Below are 21231 nucleotides of genomic sequence, written 5' to 3' on the forward strand. Positions count from 1 at the left end.
GGAAATTATGGATGAATTTCAGCTGGAACTGGAAAACAGAATAAAGAATCTTATGTGGACAGTAAGCGGGGATTATGGCCTGGAATTTAAACCAGATCTTCAGGCATTTACCCGTTCAAAATATATTGCCCTTTATGACGGCATTAAACAGGGAGCCTTTGCGAAATATTTTGACAGAGAAGCATATTCCCTGTACCTGGTGAAGAAAATCTATCTTCATGCCATGGAGGCTCCCCTTATGAGTCTTGCACAGCTTTGTATTGAATTTGCAGTTTCAGGGAAGATTATTAAAGAGCGGGAGGGCGTTGCTTCCATAAGAAAAAAGGCCTGTGAAGATGTTCTGGAGAAGGATTTTCACCGCCTCCAGGAAAACGGGGCAGGAAGACTGAAGATTTCCCTGTTCAGGGAGGTCCTCAGGGGCCATGAGCCGGCCCCTGCCAGACAGCGGAAATGGATGGATATGGCAGAAAGCCTGGATAAGGCGGAAAACACCATGGATATCATAAAAGTCACAGACCAGCTTTATAACGAAGTAGTAGATCCCTATTTTGAACGGCAGCACGGAAATCTGGAAAAGGTCCTGGCAGTGACCCTGGAAGAACTGGCGGAATTTTCCTGGCAGGACTATCTGGACGAAGAAGCTTTAAACGGAAGTCTGGAGACTTATCTGGATAAGGTCTCAGAGAATATGACAAATCTGGATCAGATGGAGACAGGAGAGGACCAGGAGGAGTCAGAACAGGTAGAAAACAAAAAGCGTGTTCTGGTAGTCGATGAGAAAGCTCTTCAGAAGGTATACTCCTATGTAGAAAGAAACTATGGGAAAACTTTTCTGAAAGAGTCTGAGGAGAAAAGGCTGAACTATCTTTTGTGCAGAGGGATCCACGGAGACTGCAGCCTGTATTTTACCAGGGGTATCCTGAAAGATCCGGTACTGAGAAATTATCAGTATGAGTATGCCAGAAAGCAGAAAGATAAAAACCTTTATGAATATTATGATAATCATCGTCTGGTAAAAAATAATATCCAGATACTGACAGACATGCTGAAGAAGACACTGGTCATGCGGGATGAGGCAGAGGAAACTCTTTCTGACCGAGGGGTCGTGATCCCTTCCAGACTCTGGAGGATAGGAAGGACAGAGGACGCAAAGGTTTTCAAAAGAGAGCTCCATGCAGAAAGTTCCAGTTTTGTGGTAGATGTTCTGATCGACGCCAGCGGTTCTCAGAGGAGCCGCCAGGGCCAGGTGGCTATCCAGGCATATATTCTAAGTGAGTCTTTAAGCAATGTAGGGATCCCTCATCGGGTAATGAGTTTTTGCACCTTCTGGGACTATACCATTCTGCACCAGTTCCGGGACTATGATTCGGACAGGAAAGAAAACGGAAACATTTTTGAATATATTACTTCATCTAATAACCGGGACGGCCTTGCAATTAAGGCAGCAGGTCAGGGGCTGACAGCCAGAGACGAGGAGCACAAGATATTGATCATTTTAAGCGACGGAAGACCTTATGACGTAATCCTGAACAGGCCAAATGCCAGAAATCCCCAGCCCTATCAAGGCAAATATGCAGTCCAGGACACTGGCTTTGAGGTGCGGAAACTGCGGAATCAGGGAGTCTGTGTTCTGGGAGTTTTTGCTGGGGAAGAAAAGGACCTGGCGGCAGAGAAGAAGATATTCGGAAAAGATTTTGCCTATATACGGAATATTTCCGGCTTTTCACCGGTAGTAGGTCGCTATCTGATGAAACAGCTGGAAAAAGATATTTGACGGAGCTGAAATATGAACGGAAAAGTAGAAATTATGGGAATTTCTCTGGACATTTGTTCAGTGGAAGAAATTATGGAGAGTATTAATGTCCACTGGAATCAGGAGGAATCCCTGTCCACCTATGGAGCGCTTACCATGAAGCTTTTTGTGGAAGCTCAGAAAGATCCTGAGCTGAAGGCCTATATTGAAATGCTGGATAAAGCAGTGCCTGATGATACGGAGATACTGTGGGCAGCAGGGCTCCATGACAGTGAAATGGAAGAGGAGATTACTCAGCACGGGTTTATTGGTACTCTCTTCTGGCTTCTTGCCCAATATAAAAATCGTATCTTTATTCTGGGAGAAGACCAGGAGGATGCGGAAGGAATGTTCCGGTACCTGAAAGAAAAATATCCGGAAATTGTTATTACTGGAAGAGACAGCCTGCTGACAGGAGAGACAGACCAGGTAGACAGAGTGATCAATGAGATTAATGCCCTCAGTCCTCAGGCTGTCCTAAGCTGTTCCAGAACTTATGAATTGGAGAAATTTGTGAGTAAAAACCGAAAAATTGTTAATACGAGAGTGTGGTTCAGCCTGGGAAACTGCCAGGAAATCTGGAAGGGACCGGGACTGAAGCCGGCCTGGCTGGGAAAAATCATGGAAAAAAATATTTTTAAAAAGATGGTTTCCAGTTATAAAGAAGAAAAGAAGGAAATATGAAGAAATTATTACAAATGAAAAAAATATGTAATAATTTTAGATTTTCTCTTTATTTTTTCAGGATTATGTATTAGTATATATAGTAGGGTTTTTTATATTATGGGATACAAATTAATAAAACTATATGATGAAAGAGGGAGACAAGATGATTTCAAACCAGATACTTCAAAATACTCTGGATGGGTTAAAAGAAATATCCAGAACAGATTTTTGTGTAACCGATATGGAGGGAAAGGTATTGGCCACTACCTATCCTGAAAGCGTATGCGGAGAAGAAGAGATTATGGCTTTTGCCAATTCTCCCGCAGACAGCCAGGTGGTAAGGAACAATCTGTATTTTAAAATATATGATGATCATCAGCTGGAATACATATTGGTGTTAGATGGTGATGCAGAGGATGCCTATACCCTGGGAAAACTTGTAACGTTCCAGATCCAGGGCCTGCTCACTGCTTACAAGGAGAGATTTAATAAAGACAATTTTATAAAGAATCTTCTTCTTGACAATCTTTTGCTGGTGGATATCCAAAACCGGGCCAAAAAGCTCCATATTGAATCTGATGCCCGCAGAGTTGTATATATTCTGGAGACCAATCAGGACAAAGACTATGGTTCCCTGGAAAATATTAAGAATCTTCTAGGAGGAAAATCAGGAGACTTTGTTACTGCTGTAGACGAGAAGAGCATTATTATCGTAAAGGAGCTGGCTCCCGCTGATGATTATGCACAGCTTGAAAAAGCGGCCTACACCATTTTGTCTACCCTGGGAGTAGAGCGAGACGGAAAGACCCACATTGCTTATGGAACCATTGTAAAGGAACTTAAGGAAGTTTCACGGTCTTATAAGGAGGCCAGAATGGCTCTGGACGTGGGCAAGATTTTCTTTGGAGAGAGAGAAGTTATTGCCTATAGTTCCCTGGGAATCGGACGTCTGATCTATCAGCTCCCTATTCCTCTGTGCAAAATGTTCATACGGGAAATCTTTGACGGAAAATCTCCCGATGACTTTGACGAGGAGACGCTGACTACCATTAACAAGTTCTTTGAGAACAGCCTGAATGTTTCAGAAACCTCCAGGCAACTATATATACACAGGAACACACTGGTCTACAGGCTTGATAAGCTCCAGAAAAGCACAGGCCTGGATCTGAGGGTGTTTGAAGATGCGATTACTTTTAAGATCGCTCTGATGGTAGTGAAGTATATGAAATACATGGAAACGCTTGATTACTAAAGAGAGATTTTCTCTCAATAGGAAAACAGGAGGTTATTATGATTGATTTAGTGGACGTGAGCAAGTCATACAGCAAGGGCCAGCCGGCCATTGACCATATGAATCTTCACGTAGAGAAGGGTGAATTTGTGTTCGTAGTGGGAAACAGCGGTTCAGGGAAATCCACTCTGATCAAGCTTCTTTTAAAAGAATTGGATCCTACTAGCGGAACCATCACAGTAAACGGCCAGCAGCTGAATAAGCTGAGACGGAGAAAGGTAGCCAAATACCGCAGGGGAGTCGGTGTTGTGTTCCAGGATTTCCGTCTGCTGAAGGACAGAAATGTCTATGAAAACGTGGCCTTTGCCCAAAGGGTTATTGAGCGCCCTACCCGTATTATCCGGAAAAGAGTCCCTGAAGTACTGACTCTGGTAGGTCTGGCTGAAAAATACAAGTCAAAACCAGACCAGCTCTCAGGAGGCGAGCAGCAGAGAGTTGCTCTTGCCCGAGCTCTGGTAAACAGACCGAGTATTCTGCTGGCTGACGAGCCTACAGGTAATCTGGATCCTAAAAACTCCTTTGAGATCATGAAGCTTCTGGAGGAGATCAATGAAAGAGGCACCACTGTCCTTGTAGTTACTCACAACAGAGAAATCGTCAACGCTTTCAGAAAACGTGTGATCACCATGAAGAAAGGCGTGATTGTCAGCGACGAACAGGAAGGGGAATATCGGAATGCGAATTAGTACCATTGCATACATATTTAAACAGGGATTTAAAAATATCTGGCGTAACCTGCGGTTCTCTCTGGCATCTATTTCCACTATGGCAGCCTGTATCTTCCTCTTTGGACTGTTTCTGGCATTGGTCATGAACTTCAATCATATTGTCCATTCTGCTGAGGAAGGAATTGCCATACTGGTGTATTTTGATGAGGGCATCACCCAGGATCAGATTGATGATATCGGAAGAGAACTGGAAGACCGGCCAGAAGTAGCAGAGATAGATTATATATCTGCTGATGAGGCATGGGAAGCTTACAGCAAGGTATATCTTGGAGAGGATAATGCAGAACTGGCAGAAGGTTTTATGCAGGATAATCCCTTAGCAAACTCCTCCAGATATGATGTGTATCTGGATAATGTAGAGGGACAGGAAGAGCTGGTTTCTTTTGCAGAGAGTCTGGATGGAGTGAGAAAGGTAGAACAGTCCGAAGCAGCAGCAGATGTTCTTTCCACCTTTAACCGGCTGATCGGATATGTGTCTATTGCTATTGTAGTGATCCTTCTGGCAGTGGCCTTCTTCCTGATCAGAAACACTATTACCATGGGTATTTCTGTACGACAGGAAGAAATCGGTATCATGAAACTGATAGGGGCTACAGACTTCTTTGTAAGATCTCCTTTCGTAATAGAAGGAATCCTTCTGGGAGCTATTGGAGCTGCAATCCCTATCTGCATACTATATTTCTTATACGAAAGAATCATTACTTATGTAATTGAAAGATTTCAGAATCTGGGAAGCTTTCTTCAGTTCTTGCCTGTAGCTGATGTCTTCCAGTATCTGGTTCCCATCGGACTGGGACTTGGAATCGGCATCGGTTTTATAGGAAGTATTTTCTCAGTAAGAAAGCACCTCAGAGTGTGATCATAACCAAAGAGCAAGGTTAGCAAAGCTGGCAGGGCACACAGGATTGTGGGTCTTGCCAGTATTTATATCAGAGAAAAATCGGAGGACGGAAAATGGAACAGGGCAGGTTCAGAAAAGGCTTTATACTTGGCATTGTCTGCACGCTGATCATCGGAGGCGGCGGACTGAAGATTTACGACGTAGTTCAGTCTAATGAGAGGAACCAGGGAGCAGTGACAGACAGCTTTGTACAGAAGGCAAAGTATATCGAAGAGACAGTGAAGGAAAGCTATACCGGGGATATAGACGATGAGCAGATGGAAGAATATATGTATAAAGGGATGATGGCAAGCCTTGGGGACCCATATTCCGCTTATTATACCAGTGAGGAATATGAAGAGCTGACTACGGAAACCACAGGCTCCTATGAAGGAATCGGCGTGGTAATGCAGCAGGATGTAAACACTGGAGAAGTAAAGGTGGTCCGCTGTTATGAGGGAGCACCGGGAGAAAAAGCAGGACTTTTGCCGGAGGATGTGCTGGTAGAGGTTAATGGAGAGTCTGTTTCTGGTATGGAATTGTCGGAAGTAGTAGACAAAGTAAAAAGCTCTCAGGACCAGGTGGCTCATCTGACCATTGCCAGAGAAGGTGAGAGCGAATACCTGGAGATCGATGTGCATCTGGAAGAGGTAAATATTCCTGTAGTACAGTCCGAAATGCTGGAGGACAATATCGGCTATATTGCCCTTTATGAATTTACCGAGCAGACGGAACCTCAGTATATGGAAGCTTTTGAAGCACTGAAAGACCAGGGAATGGAACGACTGATCATAGATGTAAGGAATAATCCGGGAGGTCTGCTCACATCTGTATGTGATATCCTGGAAGATATCCTTCCTGAGGGCCTGATCGTGTATACAGAGGATAAGAATGGAGAAAGAGAGGAATATACCTGTGATGGAGAAAATGAGCTGGATATTCCTCTGGCAGTTCTGGTAAATGGCAACAGTGCCAGTGCTTCTGAGATTTTTGCAGGAGCAATTCAGGACTACAGTAAAGGAACGATTGTGGGAACCACTACTTTTGGCAAGGGAATTGTCCAGAGTCTCATTCCTTTTAATGATGGCAGCGCTATTAAAACTACAACAGCGAAATATTATACACCCAGTGGAAAATGTATCCACGGAACAGGAATCCAGCCGGATGTAGAGGTGGAACTGAGTGAAGGCCTTGAGCAGGAGACTTCAATTTCCCATGAAGAAGACAATCAGCTTCAGAAGGCTATAGAAGTAGTTAAAGGCTCCGAAGCTGGATGAAACAGGAACCTTTCTTGACAGAGAAGTAAGGCTGTGCTACAGTTACTACTATCTGAAAGGACTGGAATGATGCTTATGAAGAAGATAAAAAAGGAAGAACTGTACTCCATACCAAATTGTATGGGGTACTTTCGCATTTTACTGATACCGGTATTCTGCTGGATTTATCTGAGGGCAGAAAGACCTGGAGATTATTATCTGGCAGCAGGCATAATCCTGCTGTCTTATATTACAGATTTCCTGGACGGGCAGGTGGCAAGACGATTTCACATGATCACAGAGTTTGGAAAGTTTCTGGACCCGGTTGCAGATAAACTGACCCATGGGGCTGTTGCCCTTTGTCTGGTCTTCCGATATGAAAAGATGATTTATCTGTTTCTTCTGATGCTCCTGAAGGAAGGCTTTATGACTGTTATGGGAATCATAAATCTTCGTCACGGAAGAAAACTGGACGGGGCAAAATGGTTCGGCAAGGTATGTACAGGCTCTCTCTTTGTCCTGCTTTTTCTGTTAGTCTGCTGGCCGGCAATCCCCGGTGTCTGGGCGGACCGTCTGATCAGTCTGGAAATTTTGATTATGGCTCTTACACTTATTCTGTATATACCGGAATTTTACAGAATGATCAGGTCCTGGGACAGAAAGTAATAGGTGAGATGATGATTCTAAGATATATATTTTATTTTTTGCTGGCATATCTTTCCGGAGGAATCATGTTTGGATACTGGATCCCAAAGATATTCTGCGGTCTGGATGTAAGAGAAATGAGCAAAGATGGAAATCCGGGTACAGCCAATGCCTTTACTTATGCAGGCCCTGCATGGGGGATGCTGGTCCTTATCTGTGATATCCTGAAAGGATTTCTGCCTGTCCATCTGGCGGCAGGAGAACTGGGAACGGAGCAGATGGGATTTGCTCTCATCATGGCCGGACCAGTGATAGGCCATGCATGTCCTATCCAGGGAGGAAGAGAGAAGGGCGGAAAAGGAATTGCCGTGACTTTTGGCGTTCTGGCAGGTTTGTATCCTTTTTTGGACAGTCTGGAACTGCTGATTTTCTGGTATCTGCTGTTTTCATTGGTGATCATTGTCAACCCTCACAGCCTCAGGACGGGAGTGACCTATCTCTGTTGGCTGGTAAGCAGCATTCTATGCAAAATACACCCGTCTGTTGCAGCAGGAACATTTTTGATTTCTGCAGTAGTCCTGGATAAACATAAAGAAGAATTGAGACATACAGAAGACAGAAAAATAAGTTTTATATTCAGGAGAAATTAGGAAATGAAAGTATTGATCTTATCCTGCAAGACAGGAGGGGGACATGATGCCGCAGGAATGGCTCTGAAAGAAGAACTGGAAAGCAGAGGACACCAGGGGATCATGTTCGATTATCTGGTCCTGGCAGGGCAGAAAGTATCCAATGCAGTAGAGGATGTATATGTAAATACAGTTAAGAAAACGCCCCATGTATTCGGGGCTGTGTACAATATTGGCATGGCAGTGAGTCGGATTGCCAGAAAATCTCCCGTATATTATGTGAATTCCAGAATGGCAAAGTATCTTCAGCCATATCTGGAAGAGGAGGATTTTGATGCAGTTCTTATGCCCCATCTCTATCCGGCAGAGACTCTGACCTATATGAAAAGAAAGGGAATTAGGCTGCCCCTTACCCTGGCGGTTATGACGGACTACACCTGTATTCCTTTCTGGGAAGAGACGGAGTGTGATTATTATATCATTCCTCACGAAGAACTGACGGAAACATGCGTCAAAAGAGGGATGCCCAGGGAGAAACTTTTGCCTTTGGGAATCCCGGTAAGCCGCCGGTTCCGCCTGAAAGCAGATAAAAAGAAGGCCAGAGAGTATCTGGGATTTCCTTCAGAGAAAAAAATATATCTGCTCATGGGCGGCAGTATGGGAGCAGGTGACCTGGAGAAACTTACGGAAAGGTTTTGGAAAGAAGTAGGAGGCAGAGACTGCGTAGCTATTATCTGCGGAAGCAATAAAAAGATTTTCCAGAAGCTGAAAAAGAAATATGGCGGGGAGAAAAACTTCTTTATAATCGGGAAGACCAGGCAGATGGAACTATATATGAAAGCCTGCGATATTATCTATACTAAGCCGGGAGGACTGACCTCTACAGAGGCAGCAGTATCTGGGATTCCCATTGTCCATACAGCCCCCATACCTGGCTGTGAGACTGCCAATAGAAAGTTCTTTGAGAAGCATAAGATGTCTTTGTCCCCCAGGACTATAGACAGACAGGTGGCGGAAGGAATCCGGCTGCTGGAATCTCCAGAACGGGTACAGGCTATGGTAGAGGCCCAGAGAAACTGTATCTCTGGAAAAGCCGCGGCTAAAATTGTAGACTTCCTGGAGAAAAGTGTGTCTGCAGGAAAACATTGATATGGAAGGGGAAAAAGACTATAATAGAAAAAATGGATTCCCGGACGTATTAGGCGTGAAAGGCCATGCCAGAGCGTAAGGAACCTGGAAAGGATGAAGTGGTAATGATAGCAGATAAGATGAAAAGTTTTGTGAAAAACAGTTCCGCTATTCGCGCTATGTTTGAAGAAGGAAAGAAAATGGCGGAAAAATACGGTGCAGAGAATGTTTATGATTTCAGTCTTGGAAACCCTAATGTTCCTGCACCTGTAAAAGTGAAAGAAGCCATTATAGAAGAGCTGGAAAAAGAGGACCCGGTAATGCTCCACGGCTATATGAGCAACAGCGGTTATGAGGATGTGCGGCAGGCAGTTGCAGAATCTCTGAACCAGCGGTTCGGCACAGCCTTCCATGAAAATAATATTGTTATGACGGTGGGAGCAGCAGGAGGCTTAAATGTAATCCTGAAAGCTATCCTGAACCCAGGGGACCAGGTACTTGTGTTTGCTCCCTATTTCGGTGAATACAATTCCTATGTGGAAAATTATGACGGAGAGGTGACAGTGGTAAGCCCCAATACAGAGACTTTCCAGCCCAACCTGACAGAAATGGAAGAAAAGATTACCGAGAAGACAAAAGCGGTAATTGTCAATTCTCCCAATAATCCTACCGGAGTGGTATATTCAGAAGCAACGATTAAAGCTATGGCTGAAATCCTGGCGAAAAAAGAGCAGGAGTTTGGCACAGATATTTATCTGATTTCTGACGAACCTTACCGGGAGCTGGCCTATGACGGCGTGGAGGTTCCCTATCTTACAAAATATTATAAGGACACGATTGTGGGATATTCCTTCAGCAAATCCCTGTCCCTTCCAGGAGAGCGCATCGGCTATCTGGTAATACCAGATGAAGCTGCTGATTCCTCCGATCTTCAAAGCGCTGCCAATGTGGCCACCAGGATTTTGGGATTTGTAAACGCTCCTTCTCTTATGCAGAGGGCAGTGGCTAAATGCCTGGATGCAAAGGCCGATGTTCCTTACTATGACAGGAACCGGAACGCTTTGTATCAGGGATTGAAAGAGCTGGGATTTTCCTGTATAAAGCCAGAGGGAGCTTTCTATCTTTTTGTAAAGTCTCCGGTAGAAGACGAGCAGGTATTCTGCCAGGCGGCAAAGAAGCACCATATACTCATCGTGCCAGGTTCATCTTTTGCCTGCCCGGGATATGTACGGATTGCCTACTGTGTGGCCTATGAGACCATACTTAATTCCATGCCGGGATTTGCCAAGCTGGCGGAAGAGTTTGGAGTGAAGAAATAATCGATGATAAAGCAGTCCGTGAGACCTTCACGGGCTGTTTTCTTATATGAAGAAGAATGAAAAAGAGAAATGCCCTGCAGGGGAGCTGCAGAGCATTTCGAGGGGAGTATAAATAATTAAATAAGGGGTTAGTCCATGTATAAATTATACTGTGCTTTATGGGCTTAAAATGCCTATAAATCAAGGCTTTTCTGCATTGTATAGTTTGTACTGGATCATGTTAGAATGTGGAATCTTGGGTAAAAGTTGGGTACAAATTGGGTAGGATCAATGGGAAATTGGAAGTTTTAGAAACAAGAAAACAGAAGCGGAGTCTCCTATGGAGATTCTGCCTTTTTCTTTTGCAGCAAATATGATTGTATAAAAAGAGAGTTTCAGTTATAATGAGAAAATAGTGGAAGGAGGAAGGCTGTCATGAGATATGCGTCACCGTATACACCAGGGGCAGGAGCCATGCCCCGTTACCTTGCAGGCCGTGAATCTATGCTGGAAGAAGCAGATAAAATATTAGAAGCAGTAGCAATGGGATATCCGCAAAAGCCTGTTATTTATTATGGACTGCGAGGGGTAGGAAAAACAGTTTTATTGAATGCTATTGAAGAAAAGGCAGAAGAATTGGACATTTTGTATGCTCACATCGAGATTGCAGAAAAAAGAAGCTTTATTGTTCAGATAGCAAATGCCTCTAAAAAAATTATTCACCGCATGAGTGTCATAGAATCCGTAAAAGATTTAGGACATAAGGCATTGGGAATACTCCAGGCATTTCAGGTGACTTATAATCCAGAAGAACAAACCTTTACAGCAGGGATTGCAGAACCCTCTATGTATGTATCTTCAGGGGTCCTGTCAGATGATCTGACAGAAATGTTTGTGGCAATGGGACGAATGGCAGCAAAGGCAAAAAGGGCAATCTGTTTTTTCGTAGATGAGATTCAATATATGAAGCCTAATGAAATGGAGGCTCTGATAAATGCGTTACACAGGGTAAACCAACTGCGATTACCCATTACGATATATGGTGCAGGCCTTCCCAAGATCTTGAAAATTTTGGGGGAGGTAAAATCTTATTCCGAGAGACTATTTCAATATATTGAGGTTGCAGAGCTATCTGACCATGCGGCAACGGACGCCATTGTTAAACCGGCAACGGAGCTGGGGGTTCAGTATGAAGAAGAAGCAGTAGAAGAAATAAAAGAATGGAGCAAGGGATATCCATTTTTTATTCAGGAACTATGTAATACAATTTGGGAAGAGACAGGGAGCGAGATTATTAAAAAATCCGATGTAGAGCGTGTGATACCAGTTTTTCTGGACAAATTGGATAAGGGATTCTTTAAAATACGATATGATCGCTGCACGAAAAAAGAGCATGATTTTTTGTTTGCTATGGTCAGATGTGGAAGTTTGCCATGTACGATTTCCAATGTGGCGAAGATTTTAGGAAAAAGGGTAAGCTCTATATCACCCACCAGAGCACAGCTTATCAGCAAGGGAATTATTTATTCTACTGGGCATGGTGAGATTGATTTTACTGTGCCACAGTTTGATAGGTACTTAAAAAGAATCAACCCTGATTTAATCATAGAGAGTATTGAAGCTGATGAGTAGAAATACCTGAAAATGTTTATAGAAAATCCGGCAAGAGGAATTTATCTCCTCAAGCCGGATTTTATAGGTCTGAGTCATCCCAATTTTTAGAATTGAAGATACATCTTCCACAGTTAATATGTCATCATAAGCTTCAAACATGGTTAGCGCCCCTTTCCCTGGAACTGCAAGGTTATGGGTGGAAGAGGCCGGAAAGCCATCTTGGGTAAAAGTTGGGTACAGGTAAGAGAATTTCACACATTAAAGTGCGAAGGTGAAAGAGGGCTAACCCTGAAAACCCCGATAGATCCAAAGAGAAATGCCCTGCAGGGGAGCTGCAGAGCATTTCGAGGGGAGTATAAATAATTAAATAAGGGGTTATAATGTAAAAAAAATTTTTTGAAGGGTAAATTCTTTTTACAACCCATATTATAATATAAAAGGAAAAAAAAAGCAATAATATTATTTTTTTCTTAAAAATTTCTGCAAGATTTATTTTTGCCTGTTCATAATAAAAAAACAATATTTTAACAATTTCCTGGAGAATATTTTCTCACAATGTAGAAATACTAGGATTGTAACAATAATGTTCAATCAGGAGGTAATGATAATGGCTAAGAATTATAGCAGCGAAAACAGTAAAAACAAATCAGGAGCATCCAACAGCAGAAATACATTTGTAGAAAACTGCTCAGATAGTTACGAAAGCAACAAAGAGAAAAATGCGCAGAATTCTGGAAAAGCCAAGAATAAAAACACATCAGCTAACAAAAATACTTTTAAATCCGAGTATTAATCGGCTGACATGAAAGCTGCTCCGGGGACCGAAAAGGTCTGCCGGAGCAGCTTTTTCTACATATAGTTTTCTTAAAAAGAGCATATGCGCCTTTGCTAAGAGAGGCAGCCTTTTTGCTGCATATACTAAAAGAAAAAGGAGTATTTTTTTTCATGCAGAGTATAGACACTGTTTCTGCGGAAGAACTGGATTCTTATATCGGCAGACAGGATGCCGTCATCATAGATCTGCGGGAGAAAGAAGCTTATGAAAAAAGCCATCTGAAAACCGCTGTAAACATTCCTTATGAGGAGCTTGAGAAGTGCAGAAAAATACCCAGGCGGAAACTTCTGGTCTTATACTGCGAGAGAGGAAGCGCCAGCCTGTTTGCAGCCAGGGAGCTGATGAAGATGGGATTCAGGGTGAAATCCGTAGTGGGAGGAATCCGATGTTATCAAGGTTCAAACTTGTATTTTCCTGCTGGTCATAGTAGAATAAAGAATAAAATACCTGAAAATCTCTGAGAATCTCAGGGAAAAAGACTAAAGGAGAACAGAAGATATGAAATATATGTTTGCATCAGATATTCACGGCTCCGCATATTACTGCAATAAGATGCTGGAAGCATACCAGAAAGAAAAGGCAGACCGTCTGGTCCTGCTGGGAGATCTGCTGTACCATGGCCCCAGAAATGACCTTCCAAAGGACTATGCTCCCAAACAGGTGATCGCCATGCTCAATCAATGGAAGGAGCACCTTTATGTTGTCCGGGGAAACTGTGACGCAGAGGTGGACCAGATGGTTCTGCAATTTCCCATCATGGCAGATTACTGTATCCTGATGGACGGAGAGCGCACGATCTACTGCAGCCATGGACATGTTTACAATGAGGAGAATCTTCCTCCTATGAAAAACGGCGATATATTTATTCATGGACATACTCATGTGCTCCGGGCTGATAAGAAAGAAAACTATACAATCCTCAATCCGGGCTCTGTATCTATTCCAAAAGAAGGAAATATCCCTACCTATGCTGTCCTGGAGAATGGAATTTTCAGCATCCGTGGCTTTGAAGGAGAAATTGTGAAGGAGTTACAGCTTTAATGGATGAGAGATATGAGCTGATCGCGCCCTGCCACTTTGGTCTGGAAGCGGTTTTAAAAAGAGAAATTCAGAACCTGGGATATGAGATCAGCCAGGTAGAAGATGGAAAGGTGACCTTTCTGGGGGACGCCGGTGCAATAGCCAGAGCAAATATTTTTCTCAGGACTACAGAGAGGATTCTCCTGAAAGCAGGACAGATTAAGGCAGAAACCTTCGATGAGCTTTTTGAAAAAACCAAGGCCCTTCCCTGGGAAAAGTATATCCCAGTCAACGGAAAATTCTGGATAGCTAAGGCAAACTCTGTAAAGAGCAAGCTTTTCAGTCCCTCTGATATCCAGTCTATCATGAAAAAAGCCATAGTGGAACGTTTGAAACAGGTTTATCATGTAGAATGGTTTGCAGAGGATGGGCCAGAGTACCCTATCCGGGTGGCCTTTATGAAAGACCAGGCAACTATAGGTATAGATACCAGCGGCGTTTCTCTCCATAAGAGGGGATACCGCCGTCTCACCAGTAAGGCTCCTATTACAGAGACCCTGGCAGCAGCCCTTCTTATGCTTACGCCCTGGAATAAGGACAGGATTCTGGTGGATCCATTCTGCGGCAGCGGTACTTTTCCTATAGAAGCAGCCCTGATGGCCGCCAATATTGCTCCGGGAATGAACCGTACTTTTCTGGCTGAGGACTGGAAAAATCTGATTCCCAGAAAACACTGGTATTATGCCCATGACGAAGCGGAGAGTCTTGTAAACAGAAATATACAGACAGATATCCAGGGATATGACCTGGACAGCCAGATGATAAAAGCAGCCAGAGAAAATGCCAGAGTCGCAGGAGTGGAAGAGCTTATCCATTTTCAGGCCAGAGATGTGAAAGACCTGAGACACTCTAAAAAGTATGGATTTATTGTGACCAATCCTCCATATGGAGAACGGCTGGAGGAAAGAGAAAATCTGCCTGCCATTTATACCAGCCTGGGAAAAAGTTTTGCAGGTCTGGACTCCTGGTCTCTGTATGTGATAACAGCCTTTACAGATGCAGAAAAGTATATTGGCCGAAAAGCAGACAAAAACCGGAAAATCTACAATGGCATGATGAAGACATATTTTTACCAGTTTCCGGGACCAAAGCCGCCTAAAAGAAAAGTCCTGCAGGAAGGGAAGGAATAGAAGAACATGAGAAGAATGGTATTTGCCACAGGCAATGAGAATAAAATGGTAGAAATCAGAGAAATCCTGGGAGAGCTTCCTCTGGAGATCCAGTCAATGAAAGAGGCGGGAGTATATGCGTATGTTGATGAAAACGGCAGCACTTTTGAGGAAAATGCCCTGATCAAGGCCCGGGCCATCTGTAAGCTGGCAGGAGAAATGGTGCTGGCCGATGATTCCGGCCTGGAGATTGATTATTTGAATAAGGAACCGGGCATCTATTCCGCAAGATATATGGGAGAAGATACTTCCTATAGAATTAAGAATCAGAACCTTATTGACCGTCTGGAAGGGGTGCCGGATGAAAAGCGTACTGCCCGCTTTGTCTGCGCCATTGCCGCAGTGTTTCCTGATGGAAGAGAATTTGTGGTAAGAGGCACTGTAGAGGGAAGGATCGGATACGAGGAAAAGGGAGAGAACGGTTTTGGATACGACCCTATTTTTTATCTCCCAGAGCGGGGAATGACCACTGCACAGCTTCCCCCGGAAGAAAAAAACAGCATCAGCCACAGAGGAAACGCTCTGAGAAAAATGAAGGAGATATTGGAGAAAGAAGAGATATTATAAGTAAAACGAGGGGCAAAGATATGAAAATATTAATAGTCAGCGATACCCACGGTCATGAAAGAAACTTGAAAAAAGTAATAGAAAAAGTGGGACAGACAGATCTCTTTATTCATTTGGGAGATATTGAGGGCCATGAAGATTATATAGAAGCATTGGCGGACTGTCCTGTTCATATGGTATCAGGAAATAATGATTTTTTCTCCGACCTTCCCCGGGAAGAAGAGTTTCAGCTGGGAAGATACCGTGTGCTGATCACCCATGGTCATTATTATGGAGTCTCTGTGGGAACAGACAGACTGAAAGAGGAGGCCCGTTCCAGAAATATAGATATCGTTATGTATGGACATACTCATCGCCCGGAGATTGATATTGACGACCATGTGACGGTCCTGAATCCGGGGAGCCTTTCCTATCCAAGGCAATGGGGAAGAAAACCCAGCTATATGCTTATGGAAATCGACAGGGAAGGAGAGGCCCATTATACGATTAACTACATAGAAAATTAGAAGAAGCCGGAGAAATACTGCCGCTGTGTCCCATCCCCGGAAACTAAAAAACAGAAGTGAAAAAAATATGAAAAAAATTATAAAAAAAGTGTTGACTTTTGTTTTTTCGTATGGTATATTTAACTTCGTCGTCAAGCGAAGGTGCTGACGGCAAGAAAAAAACACCACGGGGTGTGGCTCAGCTTGGCTAGAGCGCCTGGTTTGGGACCAGGAGGTCGCAGGTTCGAATCCTGTCACCCCGATTCATGCGGGTGTAGTTCAGTGGTAGAACACCAGCCTTCCAAGCTGGATATGTGGGTTCGATTCCCATCACCCGCTCTTGCATCAATATCTGATGCTGATGTGTTTGTAGCTCAGCTGGATAGAGCAACGGCCTTCTAAGCCGTGGGTCGGGGGTTCGAATCCCTCCAAGCACGCTTGCATATAAAATGCATCAATAAATATGGTGGGTATAGCGCAGTTGGTTAGCGCGCCAGATTGTGGCTCTGGAGGCCAAGGGTTCGAATCCCTTTATCCACCTTAGCCGTAAGGCGGTCTTGGGCTATCGCCAAGCGGTAAGGCACAGGACTTTGACTCCTGCACTCGCTGGTTCGAATCCAGCTAGCCCAGTTGACATTATGGAGCATTAGCTCAGTCGGTAGAGCACTTGACTTTTAATCAAGTTGTCCGGGGTTCGAATCCCCGATGCTTCACTTTGTAGGAGTGGCTTAAATCCATAAATGGATTTGAGCCTTTTTTCTTTCAATATTATATGTTGTGCGGATATGGCGGAATTGGCAGACGCGCCAGATTTAGGTTCTGGTGTCTACGACGTGCAGGTTCAAGTCCTGTTATCCGCAGTTGAATTTTTATAGATACCGGAGAGGATTTTTATGAATCTGTCTCCGGTATCTGTCGTCCTTCATGATTAATAGAATAATGATCTTTATAGATAAGCTGGGAAATAGGAACAAATTCATATCCTTTGTCTTGAAGGGTAGTGATAACGGTATCTAAAGCGTCGGTGATGTATTTGGCGCCGTTATGACAGAGAATAATACTTCCGTTTCCCAGTTTTTCATTTTCCGTTATCCGTTGGATAATATCCTGGGCGCCGTAGTCTTTCCAGTCAAGAGAATCAATATCCCATTGTATGGGGTAGTATCCGTTTTCATTGGCACAGGAGATGACTTGGTCATTATAGTCGCCGTAAGGCGCCCGGAAAAGGAACATATCGTGGCCGGTGAGCTGTTTTACCTTGTTGTGGACGTTCATAAGTTCCTGGACCTGTTCGGCTTCTTCCAGCTGGCTCATATAGGGATGACTCTGGCTGTGATTGCCCAGGTCATGGCCTGCCTCATATATTTTTACTACTTCTTCGGGATAACTGTCCACCCATTGTCCAGTCATGAAAAAGGTTGCCTTTACATCGTGGGCGGCCAGGATATCCAGAATAGTCTGTGTGTATTCATTTCCCCAGGCCGAATCGAAACTGAGGGAAATCTGGGGTTTATCCGTTTCTACACAGTAGATGGGAAGTTTCCGGCTGCCGGAAGTGTTTGCTGCAGAAATGAATCGTGGAATGTAGGTTGTTCCGCACAGGATAAGAAGAGCGGTAAAGCCCAGGATAAGGAATGTATTAAAGATTCGTTTTGACATTATAAGCTGCCTTTCAGAACAGACTTGATATGATTGTATGCTTACTGCTGCAGAAAAATAACACAGACGCCGGCAAAAATGCGGCGCCTGTGTTATTCACTGTAGAAATGGCTGTGCTCCTCTTCCAGTTCCTGAAATAATTGAGCAAAAGTCCAGAAGCAGTTCTGGGCTGTGAGAACGGCTTTTAAAGCCACCTGAGGAAACAATCCTTTTTTCATGGAATCCAGGAGCATGTCCAGCTTTTCCTCGGTAAAATTACACATGATGAGAACATCTTTGGTAACTTCAGGTGTGCTTTGGAAGGGCGGTATTTTCCTTGGGGGAAATCCTTTTACTTTTGCCAGATGTCCTACTGTCTGGAGAAGATGAGCCGCTGTAACGGGTACCAGATCGATGCCCATATGGCTCAGGGCTTTTTCCATGGATTTCCTTTTTTCTTCCTGTCCGTTGTCATAGTATAAAATCATTGGCTTGCGAACAATCATATGCGTCCCCCTCTGCTGTAATCTGTTAATTTAATCATATACTCAGTGCCGGTAAAATTCAACGGTTTTCAAAAAGATTTCTGGATAAACTGTAATTATTGACAATCCCCTCCCTGTTTCGTATACTTAGGGCTAAGTAAGCAGAGAGGGATGAAAAATTGGATAAGATTAATGTACATCTTTTAGGAAGACCATATGTAGAACTGAATGGAAAACGAGTAAACTTTCCTTATAAAAAAGCAGAGGGTTTTTTCTATTATCTCTGTGTGAAAAAAGACATCACAAGAGAAGAGATTATCTATGTCCTCTGGGGCGCGGATAACGAGAATGTAGGAAGAAAGAATCTGAGAGAAGCTGTATATCAGATAAAGAAGCTTTTGGGAAAGGAAATATTGGTTACGGAAGGACATACGGGCATATCCCTGAATCCTCTCAGTATGCCGGAAATTGACTGGGATAAGATAGGGGAAGACTATATTCCTGAAAGTGAAGAAGATGGTTTTCTGTTACATTTTCATATTAAAAACTGCTATGAATTTGAAGAATGGGTTTCATCCATGCGGGAACAGTATAATCAGCATATTATGAAATCCGTGAGAGAAAAGCTTTTCCAGGCAAACATACAAAAGGATATGGGACAGGTACAGAAATATGGAAATATGCTGATACGGCAGGATCCGTACAATGAGGAACTTTACCAGGAAATCATGGAGATTTACGCAGCTGGAGGAAACTATAATATGGCTATAAAGCTCTATTATGATCTGGAAAAGACTCTGTCAGAAGATTTGGGAGTGGAGCCTTCTGGCGAGATCACACAGTTGTTTCACCGTATTTTCAATGTTAAGGGGAATGTAGCACAGACAGGAGAGAGCTGGAATGTATCCTTTGTAGGAAGAACTCAGGAAATCTATCAGATCAGCCAGTGCATTACTGGCATTGGTCAGTCTGGAGCTCCAAGATGTGTGGCTATTGCAGGAGAAGAAGGAGTGGGAAAAACCGCTCTATTGAATAAAGCTGCCCAAATGGCTAAGGGTTATCAGAGGGTTATTCTCCATGCGGCCTGCTATTCTGAAGAAAAAGAGTTTTATCTTCGGCCATGGAATGATATTTTTTGGGAACTGGAGCAGTGTGTAGAGAGCGGGATTTTTGAAGCAGATCTGATTCAGGAGGAAAAGCAGCAGCTCCATCAGCTCATCAGAGGCACAGGAGGAGAAAAGCCAGGAGAAATCCGGCAGCCCTCTTTCCAGAGTATTGAGCGCGTTGCCATAGAAATGTGCAGGAAGCTTACCAAAAGCCACAGGCTGATGCTTTTCTTTGATGATGTCCAGTGGATGGACACCATGAGCTTTCAGCTTCTTAACAGACTCCTTCTTACTCTGGGGACAGAGAAAATCCTTTTTATATGTACTTATAATCAAAACAGTGATCAGGAAGTTATAGAAGCAATGGAAAAATTGATTCGCCAGGATCTTCTTACCACTTTTTCCATTGAGCCGTTTACAAAACAGGAGACAGAGGAGCTGCTCCACCGGCATCTTCCCCAGTTAGACGAAGAGAATGAAAAGAAAGAGCAGATTTACGAGATGACAGAAGGAAATGCTTTCTTTTTAATGGAGATGATCAATTACATTAAAGAGAAAGGATTTACCCTTGAAATATCGCCAAAAGCCAATAATGTGATCAAGGCCCGTCTGGCAGGGCTGCCAGAGGCTGAAAACCAGGTGCTCAGTTGTATGTCTGTATTTCCGGAAAAAATCACTATAGAGGAGCTGGAACTGCTGCTGCCGGATATGGACAGACTGACTCTTGTGCGGATACTGGAAAAACTCCAGGAAAGACATCTGATAAAGGAAACCCTTGTAGGCTGGAATATATATTATGAATTTGTCCACAGAGTTTTCCGGGAATATATTTATGAGCATCAGAGTCAGGGAAAGAGAAGAGTCTGCCACCAGATACTGGCAAAGTATTATGAGGAACAGGGGAAAACAAAACCCAATTTTCCCACCCTTCCTATGACAATCTATCATTATGAGAGATGCCATGACCAGGCAAAGACTTATGAATATAAAATTGCCTATCTTAATGAATACTATACTCTGGTCAATGAGAACTTTCCCATTCTCCATTGGGAGATTGAAGAAGGGGAGGAAGAACCTGCATTGGCTGCAGGAGCCGCTCAGATGATGGACTTGGCTGATGAGGTGATCCGCCTTTCGGATACTTCCCCTAAAGTACAGGAAATGAAAATGCGAATGTACTATTTAAAGGGCCGGTATAATATTGCCCAGGGAGAATATGAGCCAGGGCTGGAGGGAATCCGGCAGAGCATAGAGCTGGCGGAAAAGCTTGGCAGTGTAAAAACACTTCTGAACTGTTATAAGCAGATGAGCTTTTACGGAATCCAGGTGGAAGACCCAGAACTGGTGAAGGAATATCTGGATAAAGGATTTGCTCTTCTCCAGGAAGATGAAAATGAGGAAAGGGGAGTATTTACCCGGCTTTTAGGTTGGTATTATCTGTATAAAAAAGACTACGAGAAAGCGGAGGAGAAGTTCCTGGAGGCAGTTGAGCTTTTCCAGAAGCCAGAGTCTCAGGAGGGATGTCTCCATATCAGTATTGCCGCCTGCTACGGATATCTGGGAGATTTATACAGAGAACAGGGGAAACTGGAAGAAGCAGCAGGCTATTATGAAACTGCGCTGAAAACGGGGACTGACAAAGTAATGGCTAACGGCCTGGGACAGTTCTATTCCGGCCTGGGACAGGTACGTCTGCTTCAGGGCAGATACGAAGAGGGGGAGAAGTACCTCAATGAGGCCATAGAATGTCTGAAGCGCCATGGATATTACTGGGGAAGAGAAAAAGCCGAGGCCTGTATGGCCCTTCTGCTGTTGAAAACCGGAAGAAAGGAAGAGGCAAGAGAATATTTTAAAGAGAGCCGGAGAATTTCAGAGAAAATAAAAAATCCTTCTACAGAGTTGCTTCTGAGGGAAGTAGAGAGAGAATTGAAGTAAGCCT

The 21231-nt window shown here is 43.6% G+C and carries 20 protein-coding genes and 7 tRNA genes; 25 read left to right on the forward strand and 2 right to left on the reverse strand.

Annotation, left to right across the window (positions count from 1 at the left end):
* The first annotated feature begins 7 nt into the window (after positions 1-7).
* The 24 genes from B5G00_RS09020 to B5G00_RS09135 all read left to right on the forward strand — a co-directional run bounded on the left by B5G00_RS09020 (position 8) and on the right by B5G00_RS09135 (position 16923).
* A complete protein-coding gene (locus B5G00_RS09020; protein WP_087271759.1) occupies positions 8-1774 on the forward strand; it encodes a cobaltochelatase CobT-related protein in 1767 nt (588 codons plus the stop codon).
* 12 nt (positions 1775-1786) lie between these two features.
* A complete protein-coding gene (locus B5G00_RS09025) occupies positions 1787-2476 on the forward strand; it encodes a WecB/TagA/CpsF family glycosyltransferase (RefSeq protein WP_087271761.1) in 690 nt (229 codons plus the stop codon).
* A gap of 145 nt (positions 2477-2621) precedes the next feature.
* Positions 2622-3710, forward strand: coding sequence for a PucR family transcriptional regulator (locus B5G00_RS09030; RefSeq protein WP_087271764.1), 1089 nt, complete (start codon positions 2622-2624; stop codon positions 3708-3710).
* 38 nt (positions 3711-3748) lie between these two features.
* Positions 3749-4435: a cell division ATP-binding protein FtsE gene (ftsE, locus tag B5G00_RS09035; protein WP_087271767.1), complete on the forward strand. Its 687-nt coding sequence runs from the start codon at positions 3749-3751 to the stop codon at positions 4433-4435.
* Entirely contained in the window at positions 4425-5336 is a 912-nt protein-coding gene (gene ftsX, locus B5G00_RS09040; protein WP_087271770.1) for a permease-like cell division protein FtsX, read from the forward strand. Before ftsE ends, ftsX begins: the two co-directional genes overlap by 11 nt.
* Before the next feature lie 95 nt (positions 5337-5431).
* Entirely contained in the window at positions 5432-6634 is a 1203-nt protein-coding gene (locus tag B5G00_RS09045) for a S41 family peptidase (RefSeq protein ID WP_087271773.1), read from the forward strand.
* Between the two features lie 75 nt (positions 6635-6709).
* Entirely contained in the window at positions 6710-7279 is a 570-nt protein-coding gene (locus tag B5G00_RS09050; protein ID WP_087271944.1) for a CDP-alcohol phosphatidyltransferase family protein, read from the forward strand.
* 11 nt (positions 7280-7290) lie between these two features.
* Positions 7291-7908 (forward strand): glycerol-3-phosphate acyltransferase, encoded by a 618-nt coding sequence (locus B5G00_RS09055; RefSeq protein ID WP_087271776.1) that lies wholly within the window; start codon positions 7291-7293, stop codon positions 7906-7908.
* A gap of 3 nt (positions 7909-7911) precedes the next feature.
* Positions 7912-9036, forward strand: a complete 1125-nt coding sequence (locus tag B5G00_RS09060; RefSeq protein WP_087271781.1) for an MGDG synthase family glycosyltransferase — start codon at positions 7912-7914, stop codon at positions 9034-9036.
* Between the two features lie 104 nt (positions 9037-9140).
* The gene (locus tag B5G00_RS09065) at positions 9141-10334 is read left to right on the forward strand and encodes a pyridoxal phosphate-dependent aminotransferase (protein ID WP_087271947.1); all 1194 of its coding nucleotides are present in this window, start codon (positions 9141-9143) and stop codon (positions 10332-10334) included.
* A gap of 414 nt (positions 10335-10748) precedes the next feature.
* Positions 10749-11945 (forward strand): ATP-binding protein, encoded by a 1197-nt coding sequence (locus tag B5G00_RS09070; protein ID WP_087271784.1) that lies wholly within the window; start codon positions 10749-10751, stop codon positions 11943-11945.
* A gap of 589 nt (positions 11946-12534) precedes the next feature.
* Positions 12535-12720 (forward strand): hypothetical protein, encoded by a 186-nt coding sequence (locus B5G00_RS09075; RefSeq protein ID WP_087271787.1) that lies wholly within the window; start codon positions 12535-12537, stop codon positions 12718-12720.
* 152 nt (positions 12721-12872) lie between these two features.
* Positions 12873-13223 carry a rhodanese-like domain-containing protein gene (locus B5G00_RS09080; RefSeq protein WP_087271950.1) on the forward strand — a complete coding sequence of 117 codons (351 nt, stop codon included), beginning with the start codon at positions 12873-12875 and terminating at the stop codon, positions 13221-13223.
* A 37-nt stretch (positions 13224-13260) separates the two neighbouring features.
* Complete coding sequence (gene yfcE, locus B5G00_RS09085; protein ID WP_087271790.1) at positions 13261-13803, forward strand: phosphodiesterase; 543 nt, start codon at positions 13261-13263, stop codon at positions 13801-13803.
* Positions 13803-14972 carry a THUMP domain-containing class I SAM-dependent RNA methyltransferase gene (locus B5G00_RS09090; RefSeq protein WP_087271794.1) on the forward strand — a complete coding sequence of 390 codons (1170 nt, stop codon included), beginning with the start codon at positions 13803-13805 and terminating at the stop codon, positions 14970-14972. The genes yfcE and B5G00_RS09090 overlap by 1 nt, the downstream gene beginning before the upstream one ends.
* 6 nt (positions 14973-14978) lie before the next feature.
* Positions 14979-15578 carry an XTP/dITP diphosphatase gene (locus B5G00_RS09095; RefSeq protein WP_087271797.1) on the forward strand — a complete coding sequence of 200 codons (600 nt, stop codon included), beginning with the start codon at positions 14979-14981 and terminating at the stop codon, positions 15576-15578.
* A gap of 20 nt (positions 15579-15598) precedes the next feature.
* Positions 15599-16084: a metallophosphoesterase family protein gene (locus B5G00_RS09100; RefSeq protein ID WP_087271800.1), complete on the forward strand. Its 486-nt coding sequence runs from the start codon at positions 15599-15601 to the stop codon at positions 16082-16084.
* A gap of 167 nt (positions 16085-16251) precedes the next feature.
* Positions 16252-16326: transfer RNA gene (locus B5G00_RS09105), tRNA-Pro, on the forward strand.
* A 5-nt stretch (positions 16327-16331) separates the two neighbouring features.
* Positions 16332-16402: transfer RNA gene (locus B5G00_RS09110), tRNA-Gly, on the forward strand.
* Positions 16403-16426: 24 nt separating this feature from the next.
* Positions 16427-16500: transfer RNA gene (locus B5G00_RS09115), tRNA-Arg, on the forward strand.
* Between the two features lie 29 nt (positions 16501-16529).
* Positions 16530-16603: transfer RNA gene (locus tag B5G00_RS09120), tRNA-His, on the forward strand.
* An 18-nt stretch (positions 16604-16621) separates the two neighbouring features.
* Positions 16622-16693 (forward strand) — tRNA-Gln (locus B5G00_RS09125).
* Between the two features lie 10 nt (positions 16694-16703).
* Positions 16704-16776, forward strand: a tRNA-Lys gene (locus tag B5G00_RS09130).
* Between the two features lie 66 nt (positions 16777-16842).
* A tRNA-Leu gene (locus B5G00_RS09135) sits at positions 16843-16923 on the forward strand.
* A 31-nt stretch (positions 16924-16954) separates the two neighbouring features.
* On the opposite strand, the gene B5G00_RS09140 is transcribed toward B5G00_RS09135, so the two are convergent.
* Complete coding sequence (locus B5G00_RS09140; RefSeq protein WP_087271803.1) at positions 16955-17722, reverse strand: polysaccharide deacetylase family protein; 768 nt, start codon at positions 17720-17722, stop codon at positions 16955-16957.
* 92 nt (positions 17723-17814) lie between these two features.
* The gene (locus B5G00_RS09145) at positions 17815-18207 is read right to left on the reverse strand and encodes a DUF3783 domain-containing protein (protein WP_087271806.1); all 393 of its coding nucleotides are present in this window, start codon (positions 18205-18207) and stop codon (positions 17815-17817) included.
* A 158-nt stretch (positions 18208-18365) separates the two neighbouring features.
* Here B5G00_RS09145 and B5G00_RS09150 point away from each other — a divergent pair, with 158 nt between their 5' ends.
* Positions 18366-21227, forward strand: coding sequence for an AAA family ATPase (locus B5G00_RS09150; RefSeq protein WP_087271809.1), 2862 nt, complete (start codon positions 18366-18368; stop codon positions 21225-21227).
* Positions 21228-21231 lie beyond the last annotated feature (4 nt).

Source organism: Blautia sp. An46 (assembly GCF_002161645.1).
GTDB classification, from domain to species: Bacteria; Bacillota; Clostridia; order Lachnospirales; family Lachnospiraceae; genus Blautia; species Blautia ornithocaccae.